The organism is Enterococcus avium (genome assembly GCF_002891025.1).
Classification (GTDB): Bacteria; Bacillota; Bacilli; order Lactobacillales; family Enterococcaceae; genus Enterococcus_A; species Enterococcus_A avium.
This window is the reverse complement of sequence record NZ_NBSL01000003.1, coordinates 1061063-1075996: the sequence shown is the minus strand read 5'-3', so window position 1 is coordinate 1075996 and position 14934 is coordinate 1061063. Positions and strand designations below refer to the sequence as shown.

13 protein-coding genes are annotated in these 14934 nt (G+C 39.0%); 11 read left to right on the top strand and 2 right to left on the bottom strand.

Annotated elements, in window-relative coordinates; all coding sequences use genetic code 11:
* Positions 1–3: 3 nt before the first annotated feature.
* On the bottom strand, positions 4–2256 hold the full coding sequence (locus tag AUF14_RS20750; protein WP_102866627.1) for an FtsX-like permease family protein: 2253 nt from the start codon (positions 2254–2256) through the stop codon (positions 4–6).
* Positions 2256–2957 carry an ABC transporter ATP-binding protein gene (locus AUF14_RS20745; protein WP_102866626.1) on the bottom strand — a complete coding sequence of 234 codons (702 nt, stop codon included), beginning with the start codon at positions 2955–2957 and terminating at the stop codon, positions 2256–2258. The genes AUF14_RS20750 and AUF14_RS20745 overlap by 1 nt, the downstream gene beginning before the upstream one ends.
* Before the next feature lie 167 nt (positions 2958–3124).
* Here AUF14_RS20745 and AUF14_RS20740 point away from each other — a divergent pair, with 167 nt between their 5' ends.
* The 11 genes from AUF14_RS20740 (at position 3125) to AUF14_RS20690 (ending at position 14911) form a co-directional block, all read left to right on the top strand.
* Positions 3125–3751, top strand: a complete 627-nt coding sequence (locus AUF14_RS20740) for a TetR/AcrR family transcriptional regulator (protein ID WP_016178290.1) — start codon at positions 3125–3127, stop codon at positions 3749–3751.
* Between the two features lie 336 nt (positions 3752–4087).
* A complete protein-coding gene (locus tag AUF14_RS22995; RefSeq protein ID WP_227656415.1) occupies positions 4088–4378 on the top strand; it encodes a CPBP family intramembrane glutamic endopeptidase in 291 nt (96 codons plus the stop codon).
* A 219-nt stretch (positions 4379–4597) separates the two neighbouring features.
* Complete coding sequence (locus AUF14_RS20730; protein ID WP_102866625.1) at positions 4598–5170, top strand: helix-turn-helix domain-containing protein; 573 nt, start codon at positions 4598–4600, stop codon at positions 5168–5170.
* A gap of 181 nt (positions 5171–5351) precedes the next feature.
* Entirely contained in the window at positions 5352–6482 is a 1131-nt protein-coding gene (locus AUF14_RS20725) for a hypothetical protein (protein ID WP_227656414.1), read from the top strand.
* A 684-nt stretch (positions 6483–7166) separates the two neighbouring features.
* The gene (serC, locus tag AUF14_RS20720; protein WP_102866624.1) at positions 7167–8249 is read left to right on the top strand and encodes a 3-phosphoserine/phosphohydroxythreonine transaminase; all 1083 of its coding nucleotides are present in this window, start codon (positions 7167–7169) and stop codon (positions 8247–8249) included.
* Entirely contained in the window at positions 8250–9437 is a 1188-nt protein-coding gene (locus AUF14_RS20715; protein ID WP_016178294.1) for a 3-phosphoglycerate dehydrogenase family protein, read from the top strand.
* On the top strand, positions 9437–10663 hold the full coding sequence (locus tag AUF14_RS20710) for a DUF1015 domain-containing protein (RefSeq protein ID WP_102866623.1): 1227 nt from the start codon (positions 9437–9439) through the stop codon (positions 10661–10663). Before AUF14_RS20715 ends, AUF14_RS20710 begins: the two co-directional genes overlap by 1 nt.
* Before the next feature lie 108 nt (positions 10664–10771).
* Positions 10772–11107: a PadR family transcriptional regulator gene (locus tag AUF14_RS20705; protein ID WP_016178296.1), complete on the top strand. Its 336-nt coding sequence runs from the start codon at positions 10772–10774 to the stop codon at positions 11105–11107.
* A gap of 2 nt (positions 11108–11109) precedes the next feature.
* Entirely contained in the window at positions 11110–12153 is a 1044-nt protein-coding gene (locus AUF14_RS20700; RefSeq protein WP_102866622.1) for an HAAS signaling domain-containing protein, read from the top strand.
* A 279-nt stretch (positions 12154–12432) separates the two neighbouring features.
* Positions 12433–13572: an IS200/IS605 family element RNA-guided endonuclease TnpB gene (tnpB, locus tag AUF14_RS20695; protein ID WP_102866621.1), complete on the top strand. Its 1140-nt coding sequence runs from the start codon at positions 12433–12435 to the stop codon at positions 13570–13572.
* A 238-nt stretch (positions 13573–13810) separates the two neighbouring features.
* Positions 13811–14911: an SLC13 family permease gene (locus tag AUF14_RS20690; protein ID WP_102866620.1), complete on the top strand. Its 1101-nt coding sequence runs from the start codon at positions 13811–13813 to the stop codon at positions 14909–14911.
* Positions 14912–14934: the final 23 nt, after the last annotated feature.

Genomic DNA, 14934 nt, shown 5'->3' with positions numbered 1-14934 from the left:
TTTTTATTCGGCTGGTTTCAAAGCGGTAGCAAAATCGATTCGATTGATTCGGCGATTTAAATACAGTTGAACCAACAACATACAGATAAATAAGACAAGACTAGCAATCATCATACTTTGAAATGTAATATGCGGCAAGTACTGCTGCTGGTCAGTCGAAACCATTGCTACATAAGCATTGAGAAACAGCCGTCCGGCAGGGACACCTAACAACCAGCCCAATAGTGTTAATAAGGAGGTCTCTAAAAACGACAATGAAAGGATTTCCTGTTTTGTAAAGCCTAACACTTTTAGCGTAGCAAATTCAATAAAACGTTCGGAAAAAATCAGCAAATGACAGTTCATCATAATCGTAATTCCTAAGGTCAATGCTGCTAAAATCAATAAAGAAACAATCATAAGAATGCCGTCAATCAGCTTTTGAGAGTCCTTGAATTGTTGAAGCTTTTCGTTTCTGCTGGTAATCAAAGGGGATTCGATCACCGTTTTGTTCTTCGGCAGTAAAAGGCTTTGAGGTTCGAAGGGCTGCTGCAAATTTTCCCAGGTTTTTTGAGAAAAAAATAGTCCTTGTGGCGATGAAATGGGTATCAATCTTTTGATAAACACTGGAATAATCTGCTGCTGCAATTTGATATAAATTGTCGCTTTTGCTTGAATATTCAGCCTTTTTGCTAATGCTTCAGAAAGAAAAACCTGGTTGCCCGTCAAATCCTTCAAATCAACTTCAGGTAAGTACAGCTGGTTGCCGTTGGAAACAATCGTAGCTTGTACGGTCTGTTCTTTTGACTCATTCAATAGCTTTACTGACTGCTTTTCTAGCCATTGATAATCGGTTGAGAGAGACTGAACTGTCGATTTTCTTTCTTGAACAGTAAAAGGCTTTTTGAAACTGACTTTTTCCTCGTAGTGATAAGTATCATTAAAAACAGAGTCTAGAGAGAAATTAATGGAGTCCTTGATTCCAAAAGCGGCAATAAGTAAAAGCATACAGCCCAGTGCACCAAAAACCCCTAATACGGCCCGGCGAATATTTCTTTGAATATCTCGCAGCGTCCATTGCAGAGAAAAAGGCAGGTAAGACCAAACATTGGTTTGTTCCAGCCAAACCCGTTTAAATCGTTGATTTGACTGCTTTTGCATAATGAACGCCGGAAGCTGTCTTACAAGCGGCAAAACGGGAATTAAGGTAATCAGTATGCTAAGCAAAGTAATCAGTGCAATGCCTGCATAACCCAAAGTTGTTTGTACCTCTAACCAGTCAGGGACAGAGAATTGATTGCCAATTGCGGATAATAAAACAGGCGAGAGCAGCTTTGGTCCCAAACAACAGCCGATGCTTGACCCTAATAAAGTTACGATCACACCAAAGGATAAATAATGAAACAGAATTGTCCAGCGACTAAAGCCCTGAGCCTTCAAAACGGCGATTTGTAATTGCTGCTGTTTAACGAACCGTCGCATTGTCGCTTCTACAGTGATTAGCGTCAATAATAAAAACAGACTTGAAAAAAGAAAAGCTAAACGTTGAATCTGAGTCACACGGTCAAAAAAGATGGAAAGACCGGTCCCGTCATGTGTCTGGTTCAATTGCTGGTAATTATTTCCCCAAATATCTGATAGCTCATTTTCCAGCCAAGGGGTGTTGTTGTCTCCAGTTGTTTTCAATAAAAGCTGACGGGTAGGAATTATTTGCAAGTGATTAAAACTTTGTTCCGACAAATACGCATACCCACTCTTTTTATGATTTGGTAGCGGCTGGTCCTCATTCTCCGTGTGATAGATAAATTCAGGCTGCCGAATGGTTCCTAATATTTTGTACTGCTGCTTTTCAATTGAGAAATCATCACCAAGCTGGTAATTATTCGCTTGGAAAAAGTCCTCGTCCAACCAAATCCCAGTCCGCTGCGAAAGCTTTGCTCCGCGAATCACCTGTGGTTTGCTGATGGAAGAGTGATTGAAGGTTAGGATAGATAAGGAAAAATGATTGTTTTGATAGTATCCGATTGATCTGCGGGTCACTTGCGAAACATTGGTCAATTTCTTCGTTTGTTGTTCCTTTGGATTGCTGAAACTTGTAATGGTTAATGCACTGTCAGCTAAATGACTATTTTTTGAGAACTGCTTTCCAGTTGCGTCCATTTGCTGACTCAGATGGAAAATACCCGTAAAAATGAATAGACAAATAAAGCTCATTAAAAAGACGGAGAGAAAGCTGATCCAGTTTTTGCGAAGATCACGTAAGGTTTTACGAACCATTACCACTTCACCTCATCAATCTCTAGCGGATGTTCTTGACGAGTATTTTGAATGATCTTGCCATCCTTTAAATGGATGATGCGATCTGCAATTTGTGCGATCGAGGCATTATGGGTGACCACGATAATGGTGTGACCATGCTTGACGGCCATTTCCTTTAGTAAATGCAGGACTTGCTTTCCTGTTTCACTATCTAATGCACCCGTGGGCTCATCGCACAAAATCAACTGAGGATTTTTACAGACAGCACGCGCGATTGAGACACGCTGCTGCTCACCTCCAGAAAGCTCTTGCGGAAAGTTCGTTAATCGATGGGAGAGCTGAACCTTTTCCAAGATATCCTTTGCCTGAAAGGAGTCTTTGGCAAGTTTTTGAGCGATAGCGACATTCTCTAATGCCGTTAACGTGGGAATCAGATTATAAAATTGAAAAATAAATCCGACATTTTTCCGCCGGTAATTTGATAGTTCTTTTTCCATGTAACGATGAATCGGCTCCTGCTGAATGAATAATTCACCGCTGGTGGGCTGATCCATCCCGCCTAAAATATTCAATAAAGTAGTTTTACCAGAACCGCTGGGCCCCAGAATAACTGTAAAATCGCCTTTATCGAGCGAAAAGGAAAGATCTATCAATGCGGGAATTTCTGCTGTCGCTGTTTGATAGTTCTTTTTTAGCTTTACTGCTTGAATATAATTCATAAGAATCCTCCTAATTGAACACTGTGTTGATTTTTCTTGACTCATAGTTTAAGCTGAAATAAGGTGTTGGACAATGAACAATAAAGAAAGGTATGTTCAAAAGTTAATCACCTTTTGAATTAGTGTTCAAAAATTCAACAAATCAAGTCAAATTGTTGGGAGAAAACATGTCGAATAAAACGGATAGAACGAAGTTACACATCATCGAGACTTTCTTTTCAATGATGGATGAAATCGGCTTTGAAAAAATCACTGTAGCGAATCTGTCAAAACAAGCCAAAATCAATCGCGGAACGTTTTATCATCATTTTCCAGACAAGTATGCGGTTTTGGAAGAAGTGGAAGAGGAGATCTACGCCAATTTTGCACAGGTACTAAATGACCACGTTGGTTGGGCGGTGACAGAAAAAATCGATGTTTATGGACGGATGCACGTAGAGCGATTTTTCAAGGAAGCGTGTCTGGTTGTGATGAATTTCTTATACGAACGAAAAGAGACGGCTCAAACCTTGCTTGGAGAGCATGGGCGTCCACATTTTATTGAAAAATTGGAAGAAGCCTATATTTCCGCTGTTCAGAAAAAAATTCGCTTAAATCCTCATGAATTTACAGAATTGGAAAAACTACAGCAGGAGTTTATTTATCATGGAGCGATTGCGATTGTTAAACGCTGGATAAGAAATGGTGCGAAAGAATCCCCAGAGGAAATCGCTCAAGTGATCTCTAAATGCATGGTTACACCACCGATTACAATTTTTGAATCCATCGAACGTGGTGAAGATAAGTTCTCATAAGAAGGAATCTTAATTGAATGATGATTTTTAATATGAGGATGAAATAGTTGTATTCAACATGGATAAAGGTTGAATACCTCATCATAATGATTATTGATCGTTTACTGTTGTGCTGCTGCTTTAGTAAGTTTTCAATTACTAAGACTTGGTATCAAGCAGCTTTGCTTTCTGTTTGTGCCACCAACAGATTTCTCGGATCGACTAATTTCCATGAGCGCCTTGGCTCTTTTGACGGGACTCTTTCTAGTACTTTTTAGAATCAGAAAGATTGATCTGAGTATTTTTCTAACTAATTTCAGCCGATCTTATCTTGTAGGAAGTCTAGTCTTCTGTCTTTTGTTTTTAACAGCACCATCAAATTTCACGGAAGGATTTCGGGCAATTATTCTTTTAGTTTATAGCAGCATTATTACCCCGATTTTTGAAGAGTTGATCTTCCGCGGTTATGTTTGGGAACAGTTATCTGTTATTTTTAACCGAGAATCAGCGGTTTATTTAGTGTCGTCAGTATTATTTGGAATCTGGCATTTAGGCTATTTTGATTCTATTGCTTTGCGGGTGGATTCGAATTTAGTAGAGGCATTATTCTGGAAAGTCACTACCGGGTTATGCTACGGATTGATTTAGGATTGCTACGCTGGCGAACGAAAAATTGCTATTCAACCATGCTACTGCATGGTGCGATGAATATCTTTGGACGGTAAGTTTTTTAAGCCTAAATACTGTTAAATAAGGGATTATAAGAGTGATAAAGACTTTTGACAAGGGAAAAAGGGCCTATGATAAAGAGTTTTGCTAGTGGGAAACCACAATAGGTCTTATGGTGAGGATGAAGGAGCGGATGAGATGAATTTAAGCAAACAGATTAAACGATTGAGGGAAGAAGCAGGATTTTCCCAAGAAGAATTATCAGAGAAAATTTACGTTTCTCGTCAAACAATTTCAAATTGGGAAAATGAACGAAGCTATCCAGATATTCATAATCTGTTATTGCTGAGTGTTCTTTTTGACGTAACTTTAGATGAACTTGTCAAAGGAGACGTGGAAACTATGAAAAATGTGATTAAAAAAGATGAGATGAACAGGTATAGCTATATCATGTTGGGAACAATTGGGGCAGCAGCGATTTTATTCGGACCTGTTTGGAAGTTATTTGGGAATATAGGACTTTTGATCCCGTTCGTATTGTGGCTAGTTGGTATGTGGGCGGCGCTTAAAATCGAGAAAATAAAAAAAGAGAAGAATATCAAAACTTATAAAGAGATTGTCGCTTATATGGAATGTGAAGATGTAGAGGAGAAAAGAAAAGAGCGAAGCTTCGGAAAAGATTTTCTTTCTAAAACAGTGATCGTTATTGTATTTACAATAACTGTAATGGCAGTAGTATTAGCTAGTTTGTGGCTTAGTGGGATGTTTTAAGCAAATCAAAAGTAGTGTCTGAAGCTTGATTTTATCAGGTTTCGGGCACTTTTTTTATACCTTTTGCTTGATTGTATCGTTTAAAAAAAAATAAAAATTACGGATTGGGATTTTTTATCAAAAAGCGGTAAAATTTTTATGTAAACAGACAATCGGAATGGATGAAGAGGAGCGTGCAAGCATGACTGTAAAATCAACTATTAAGCCATTAGGAAAACGCCAAATTTTTACCATGAAAAGGGCAAGCCTAGAAAAAAGGGTCAATGAATACTATAACAACACCCATGATGCAACGAACATTATAGAAAGTATTGTAGCGATTTTAGTTAGGAATGCGCTGGTCTTTAGTGATTTTTCTTTTATCTGCCAGGAATTAGTGACAAATATTTATTTAACCGCCGAGCCAAATGATGTATTGCGTCGATTCAGTAGTCTGTTTAAGCCTTATTTCAAAAAAAGTGGTGATTGGGATGCCGTAGTTCATCGCTTATTTAATAATAAAAAAGAGTACCATCAATCCAGTGAGTGTTATCGTTCAGCCGTTAAATACTTATATGCCGTAACTACATCGCAAGCTGAGGATTGTCTAGACAGCTACAATCTGATCTCGATTTTTAAAGATGCAAACGGAAGAAAGCATAAATGGACATTGAAGGATGTAGATCCGCAAAGGAAAGAGGAGGAAATAGCCGTTTTGCTCAAGCTATTGACTGAACTGACTATCTTCAAAAATAAAGAAGTCCGTCAATTTTCCCAATTTATGACCTTTGACTGCTTTAAAACGACAAATATCAAACATTATGAAGAACCACAGAATGAGAAGCTAGAAGAACCAGTGGAACAAAGTACTGAAGTAGGCAGAGAAGAACTGAAAATTATGGTACCACATGGATTCGATCCGCGAACTTTAAGTGAGACAGAATTAGTGGTTTTAGTTCAAGCATACTTGCCAAAGGGTAAAACTATCGAGGATGTCCATGTCTTATTTGTTGAGCGTTCGGCTGAAGCACAAGAAATGATAGATGCTCAAGTATCTCAGCAAAATACGTCCAATGATTACTTAGAAGATTCCACTGGACCGGGACTGTTGACTAAAAATCTAGCGGTGGAAGAAAAAGCTGTTTTGCAAGAAAAAATACCCAGAAAGAAATCCTCAAACAACATTGGACACTTGAGCGGGCAGCAATTGTCAGCAATGAGTTTGATAAACCGATTCAAAAATAGACAAACTCAAACTACAAGTGTAGGTAAGAGTAGCAAAAAAACTAAATCGGCCACCGGCAATAACAAGCGAAAAAAGAAAAGAAAATAGACTTTTCGTTTCATTAGGATAGTCTTATTTGTCATGCCCTCAAGTGTTTAAAATAGAAATTTCAAACAGGGTTATCCTCGCTTTCGCTTCGATTTGATTGGGTGGCTAGTTTTTTCAGGCTGGTTTCTCTAAGAATACCGATATAAGGTGGAAAACCATATTGCAGACTTCCATTAAAATATTTTCTCCTGTGTATTATAGCCGTTCGCGTTACGCAGATTCTTCAATTTATTTCCTATTTTCAAAAAATCCCACCTTCCTTTAACCTCCTTTACGATAAAGTTAGTGTACAAGATTTTCTTTCAGGCCTCATAAAGCTACTTTTTGTAGCAACTGTCAGTTTACAGTTTGTGACAATATGTTGCACAAAGAACAAATAGAAGCTTTTGCTCTACGTAGATTCCAGAGTGAGAGCTTTTTTAATATACTATTTTTGGTGAACGTTTCATTTTCTTCAAGTCTTTCTGTAAGCAAACCTCATGTAAAGAAACGTGGGAATTTCTGAAAATCAATCAAATTACAGTGTAATTAATTTAAAATTAGGCTTTTATCATTTAGTGACATCTGTTATAATTGTCATCACATCTTAAAGCAAGTTATCATTGTGACTTTAGGCTTTAAAGGTCAATGGTAAAGGGCTGATGGATAAATATTTTTCATAATAGGAAAAAGGAGAGAATAAGTATGACGATTTACAATTTTTCTGCAGGTCCCGCGGTACTACCAAAAGCTGTGTTGGAGATCGCACAGTCCGAAATGCTTGATTACAAAAATAGCGGCATGTCGGTGATGGAGCTGAGTCATCGTTCCTCCTTATTTGAAGAGATCATCCAAGAGGCTGAAACCTTATTGAGAGAACTCGTGGCGATTCCAAAAAACTATAAAGTTCTGTTCTTACAAGGCGGTGCGAGCTTGCAATTTACTATGCTGCCGTTGAATCTGGCACAAGGAAAGAAAGCTTTATACGTAAATACAGGTTCATGGTCGAAAAAAGCTATTAGTGCTGCAAAAGCACTGGATAATGTTGAGGTAGAAGTAATTGCTTCAAGTGAAGACAAGAATTTTACCTACATTCCTGAACTGCCAGAAACGGTGGATCAAGACGCCGCTTATGTGCATATTACAACAAATAATACGATAGAAGGAACAGCGTTTGCGCAGATTCCGAATTTTGGCAAAGTCCCAGTAGTTGCGGACATGTCTTCAAATATTTTAGCCAACGATTATAAAGTCGAAGATTTCGGTGTCATTTATGCAGGTGCACAGAAAAATATTGGTCCAGCTGGGCTTACGGTCGTGATCATTCGTGAAGACCTGCTCAATCAAGAAGCAATTTTCGCACCAATGTTGGACTATGCGCTGCAAGCAAAGAATAACTCTCTTTATAATACACCGCCGACTTATGCTATCTATATCGCGAAGCTTGTTTTTGAATGGGTGAAGGAGCAAGGAGGCGTTGCTGGAATTACAGCGAAGGATCAAGCAAAAGCACAATTACTATACACCGCGATTGAACAATCAAGTTTGTTTAAAAGTCCAGTGGAAAAAGACAGCCGCTCAATCACTAATATTCCATTTGTGACAGGGGATGAAGCGTTGGACAAAGCCTTCAATAAGGCCGCTTTGGCTCAAGGTTTTGAAAACTTAAAGGGCCACCGTTCTGTTGGCGGAATGCGTGCGAGTCTTTATAACGCCTTTCCAATCGAAGGAGTGGAAGCCTTGGTTGCGTTCATGGCAGAGTTTGAGAAGGAAAATGGAGGGAAATAGATGTTTCAGATTAAAACATTCAACGCGATTGCTCCGGAAGGAATGGCGCGGTTAGATAATGAAAATTACCGTATTAATGAAAGCGAAGAACCAGATGGTATTATTTTACGCAGTCAAAAACTGCATGATTATGATTTTCCTGAATCAGTTTTAGCAGTGGCTCGTGCAGGGGCTGGTACAAATAACATTCCTGTAAAAGAATGTACGGAAAAAGGAATCGTGGTGTTTAATACACCGGGGGCGAATGCTAATGCGGTAAAAGAATTGGTGATCGCGAGCTTATTATTATCTGTCCGGCCAATGGTTCAAGGGATCAGTTGGGTACAGACACTAGAAGGAGCCAATGTTGACGAACAAGCAGAGGCTCAAAAATCGCAGTTTGCTGGAACGGAATTAGAAGGCAAGAAGCTTGGTGTTATCGGTCTTGGATCGATCGGAGCGATGGTAGCCAATGATGCTTATCGTTTGGGAATGGAAGTTACAGGTTACGATCCTTATGTATCAGTGGATACAGCGTGGAGTATTTCTCGCCGAGTAAAACGGGCAAAAGATTTGAAGGAAGTTTTGACCAATTGTGATTTCGTCACGATTCATGTTCCGTTGACTGAGCAAACACATCATTTAATCAGCACGGAAGAGTTGATGCAAATGAAACAAACCGCTCGCTTATTAAATTTCGCACGGGGAGAGATCGTCGATACGGATGCAGTTGTAAAAGCAGTCAATGAAGATCGTATCGCTGGTTTTACCACTGACTTTGCGGAAGAAAAATTACTTCATAACGATAAGATTACTGTTTTGCCGCATTTAGGCGCATCAACTGAAGAAGCAGAAGTCAACTGTGCCAAAATGGCTGCTCGCGGTTTAAAGCGTTTCTTAGAAACAGGAGTCATTAAGCGTTCGGTTAATTTTCCAAATGTTGAAATGGCCTTTGAATCACCTTATCGAATCACGATTATCAATCGTAATGTACCGAATATGCTGGGGTTGATTGCTTCTGAAATTGCCTCTTTAGATGTTAATATTGATAATATGGTGAATCGCGGAAAAGATGACCACGCGTATACTTTAGTAGATGTTTCAGAGACAAATCCTGATAAAATCGCGGCGATTGTAGAGCAATTAAGTAAAAATGAAGGCATTGTTCGTGTTCGCGCAATCAAACGGGATGAGGAGAGTGAATTTTAATGGTTCAGGTTCATCCTTTTAAAGGCGTACGTCCAGCAACAGACTTGGCTGATAAAGTAGCTGCCTTGCCCTATGATGTTGTTAATTCACAGGAAGCCAGAGACTTAGCAGCGGATAATCCCTACAGCTATTTTCATATCGATAAAGCGGAAATTGATCTGCCAACAGAGCTTTCCCCCTATGATGAAAAGGTCTATCAAAAAGCAGCAGCAAATTTGGCGGAGTTTTTGGAAAAGGGCTGGCTATACAAAGAGTCAGATGACTGTTTTTATCTCTATGAATTAGTAATGAATGGTCGCAGTCAAACTGGGATTGTTGCGTGTACTTCAATTAGTGATTACATTGATGAAAAAATTAAAAAACACGAATTTACTCGTCATGAGAAAGAAATTGACCGTATGAACCATATACGTACTTGTGATGCCAATACGAGCCCGATTTTCTTAAGTTATCGTCCACAGTCGGAAATCCAAACGATCATTAAAACCTGGCAAAAAGATCACCAGCCGGTATATGATTTTACCAGCTATCATGAGGTGACGCATCGTGTTTGGGTAATTGATCAAATTGAAACGATTGATCAATTGACGGAGCTATTTTCAGAAGTAGACGCCTTGTATATCGCTGACGGCCATCACCGGACGGAATCGGCAGTAAAAATCGGCTTAGAGAAACGTCAATCTGGCGAACAAAATCCTGAAACTGAGCAATTCCTGTCGATTATCTTTCCTGAGAACGAATTAGCCATCTGGGAATACAACCGTGTACTAAAGGTAGCCCCACCATCCGATTTCATGGATCGTTTAGCAGAAAATTATCAAGTAACTAAAACGGGGATCAAAAAGCCTGAAAGAGCCGGCGAATGCCAGTTATATGATGGAACAGCTTGGTATACCTTAAGAATCAAACCGGAAAAAGTTCCGACTGATCCAGTAGAAAAATTAGATGTGGCCTTGCTGCAGAAATTTGTGTTGGAAGAGATTTTCGGGATTATGGATATTCGTACCGATAAACGAATTGATTTTGTTGGTGGGATTCGCGGGACGGAAGAGCTTGAAAAGCTTGTGGATTCAGGCGACTGGAAATTAGCCTTTTCAATGTACCCAACACAAATGACCGATCTTTTAGCGGTGGCAGATGCGAAAAAAATTATGCCGCCGAAGTCAACATGGTTCGAACCGAAGCTGTTGAGCGGATTGTTCTTACATGAGTTAGAAACTAAATAAGCGTGAACTCTCGAAAGTGATTTTTCGAGAGTTTTTTCTGTTTTACGACATTATTTTATTGACTATAATGTGTGTGGCACAGTATAATAAATGTGAAGAGGTGATCATATGCCGGATAAGGATATTGTTCAGAACTATGTGACAGAATTAAAAAGAGGAAATCTCGTTTTGGCTGTATTAGGCAGCTTGGACACGCCTCACTATGGATATGCACTTTTGCAGACATTGCAGGAGCGAGGAATGGAGATTGAGGCCAATACGCTTTATCCATTGTTGAGAAGGCTGGAAAAGCAGGAGCTGCTGGAAAGTGATTGGGATACCACTAAAAGCAGACCGCGGAAGTATTATACGATCAGCAAAAAAGGTCAAATGGTTAAGGATAAGTTGTTTGAAGCATGGAAGGAAATGCAAAAAAGTCTAATGGACATCTACTCGGGGGAGTGACTATGGAAAATTTAATTGAGCGCTATATCGCGGCGGTTGTTCAGCAATTGCCGGAAAAGGAACGGGCAGAGGTCGCCCAAGAATTACGCAGCAATATTTATGATATGCTGTCAGATCAGCCAAATGATGCTGAGATCAAAGAGGTGCTGCAATCGATGGGTTCTCCGACAAAGTTAGCTGAACAATATCGTCAAAACTCTCGTTATCTTATTTCTCCGCAGGTGTATGATGAGTACATTCGTTTACTGAAGCTGTTGGTTCCGATTGTCGGGATTATTACAGTTATCGTTGGGGCAGTGACTGGGGTTTTTGAGACGTTGCAGCAAAATAGCAATCAGGTTAGCCGCATTCTTCAGGTGATGTTTCAATCTGGAATTCAAAGCGGTGTATCTGGAGTAATGCAGACACTTGTATGGACGACAGTGGGATTTGTGATCGCCGAGCGGACAGGTGCTTTAAATAGCAGGAAAAAGGATGATTGGAAGGTGACGGATTTGCCGCCGTTGACTACAGAAAAACTGATTCCTTTATCTGATCCAATAGCAGAAATTATTGCCGTCATTGTTTTTAGTGTCATTTTCATATTTGTATCGGTAAGTGGATTCTCTCACGTTTTCACCGAGTCAGGGAATGTTAGTTTTAATGTTCCATTATTCAGTAACAGCTTTACAATGTTTTTGATTCCGGTGTTAATTATAGGAACCCTACTGACATTAATTGTTGGTGTGGTGAAATTGATTGATCGCCGTTGGACGAATCGTGTGTGTGTTTGGTCTATTATTGACACTGCTGTTTCGGCAGTTATGTGGGTCTTTTTATTGATGCACAATAATATTTTTAGCCAGGAATTAGTTGAGCTGCTTCAGGAACAAACCTGGTCTAGAGGAGATGTCTTGCATTACATTTCTACAGGAAATACAGCTTCAATTCGTTTGATCATTAGCCTTATTATTGTTATCGTTTCTGTGATTCAAATTATTTCAGTTCTCTATAACCGAAGTAAACGAAGCCACTATTCAGGTTATGTGAATCAAGAACAAGCATGATGAAAAGATTGTTTAGACTCTCTATTTGAGGGTCTATTTTTTTTCTGGATACACTTTTTTGTTTTACTCATGAGCTCGCTGTCCTTGGTTTTGCTTTTCGTAGTTTATGAGTTAGCCGAGAACACTCGCGACTTTATTCATGCAGATGAATCGGATTCGGTCGTGGCATAGCTTTAGCTATGTTAAACGACCGACATATTCAAATTTAGTATATACCTATGTTAAAATGATGGAAACGGATTCAATGCGAAAAAATTTCGACAGATTGAGGTGAATGCTATGCTGCGACACAAAGCCTATAAATTCAGAATCTACCCCAACGCCGACCAAGAGGTTTTGATCATTAAAACGATTGGGTGTGTTCGTTTTGTCTATAACTATTTCTTGGCTCTTTGGAACGAAGAATATTCTAAAAATGGCAAAGGTTTAACCTATAATTCCTGTTCTGCCATGTTGCCTCAGATGAAAAAGAATGAAGCAACGAGTTGGCTAAAAGAAGTCGATAGTATTGCGCTTCAATCCTCGGTAAAAAATCTTTCCGATTCATTTTCTCGATTTTTTAAAAAACAAAATAGGCGACCACAGTTTAAAAGCAAAAAGAATCCCGTCCAAAGCTATACCACGAAAAACGTCAATAAGAGCATTACGATTATTGAAAACATCATCAAATTACCTAAATTAGGGCAAGTGAAATTTGCGAAAAGTCGAGAGCTCAATGGACGGATTTTAAATGCAACCATTCGGAAAAATCCAAGTGGGAAATTTTTTGTCTCAATCCTTTGTGAAGAAGAAGTCCCAGAATTGCCTAAAACGGGCTTAGAAATTGGAATTGATTTAGGCATCACTGATTTTGCGATTCTTTCTAATGGTCAAAAAATCGATAATAATCGATTCACGTCCAAAATGGAGAAAATACTCAAACGGGAACAACGTAAATTGTCTCGCCGTGCGTTACTCGCTAAAAAAGCGGGGAAAGAACTTTTTGAGGCTAGAAACTATCAAAAACAAAAGAAAAAAGTCGCCCGATTGCACGAAAAAGTAATCAATCAACGCACGGACTTTCTGAATAAGTTGAGTACAGAGATTGTCAAAAATCACGATAGTATCTGTATCGAAGACTTAAATACGAAAGGTATGTTGCGTAATCATAAGCTAGCCAAAAGTATTTCGGATGTCTCTTGGTTTAGTTTTGTGAGTAAATTACAGTACAAAGCTGAATGGTACGGTCGTGAGATCATCAAAGTAGATAAATGGTTTCCGTCTAGTCAGCTTTGTTCAAAATGTGGACACAAGGACGGCAAGAAGTCACTCGAAATTAGAGAATGGACTTGTCCTGTTTGTCATGCGCATCATGATCGCGACATCAATGCGAGTAAAAATATTTTGGCTGAGGGTCTACAAATACAAGTAATAGTCTAGATACCTTAACCGTAGGAACTACGGGGATAGCTTGGTCAATAAGAGACACCGCTGCGGGCAAAGAAATCCGTTCGCAAGTCTGCTCTATTCCCAAGAATCTCGTGACTTTAGTCATGAGAGGTTCAAAATAGTTTGAGATCTAGTTCGATGGAATATAATAGAAAGTTGCTGTGCAACGATTGAATTTTAGAGTGTTTAACTGCCAGCAGCTTTTAAAAATGAGAGAAGATGAGCAAGTATGAATCGAATAATAGGGTATTTCAAAGCGAATCTCTTAATGAGTATTTCATTAGTCTTAGCTATTATCAGCTGTTTGATCGGCCGTTTTTCAAGTACATTTATTGACTATAAAGTAATTTTTAGTTTATTTGGTTTGATGTTGCTGATTCAAGGCTTTGAAGAAGTGGGGCTTTTGCGTTATATTGCCCAAAAGCTGCTGCATTTTTCCAAGAATAGTCGTCAATTAGTCCAATTGATGATTGTACTATCTTTAATAGGATCGATGTTTCTGACAAACGATGTGGCGATTTTGACTTTACTACCGATTTATTTAAAGCTATTGTCTATACTGCCGAAATTTAAAGGACGCTTTCTAGGCAGCGTGTTGATCATTGTTGCGGCTAATCTAGGAAGTAGTTTTTTTCCGTTTGGCAATCCGCAAAATTTATTTTTGTATGATTATTATCATGTACCGCTCGTTCAATTTTTGTCTTGGATGTCGCTAGTCCTTTTGGTTAGTGTGATCTCTCTGGGATTTTTGACTCTGCTGGTAGCGAAGGATTCCTTAGACGAAATTCAGCTAAAAGAAAATCAGATTAATCGAAAAGAAAGTCTGCTGCTGACAGGATTGATGCTGCTAATGATTTTTGTAGTTCTGGATATTCTACTATATCAGTGGGTGATTCCTTTAGTAGCGCTAATCATTCTGCTTTACCGACGTGAATTGTACAAAAAGGTGGATTATGGATTATTAGTAACCTTTGTCAGTTTTTTTATCATCGTTGGTAATATTGGAGATGCTGAGTTTATCAATACTTTTTTGAAGACTTTGAACGGAAAAGAAATTTATTTGGCAGGATTAGGATTAAGCCAAGTCATTTCTAATGTACCGGCTGCCTTCTTGATTGCGCCGTTTACATCCAATCAACAGGCGGTCATTTTAGGCGTAAATATCGGCGGGTTAGGGACATTGATTGCCTCATTGGCTAATTTAATCGGCTACAATTTATTCCGAGTTTATTATCCTAGAAAGACGAAAAGGTTCCTTGGTTTGTTCTGTATGGTCAATTTTAGTTTGCTCCTGCTGTTGGGAACATTCTTCTATTTCATCATCCATTAGAAAGCGCCAAGAATTCCTGAAAA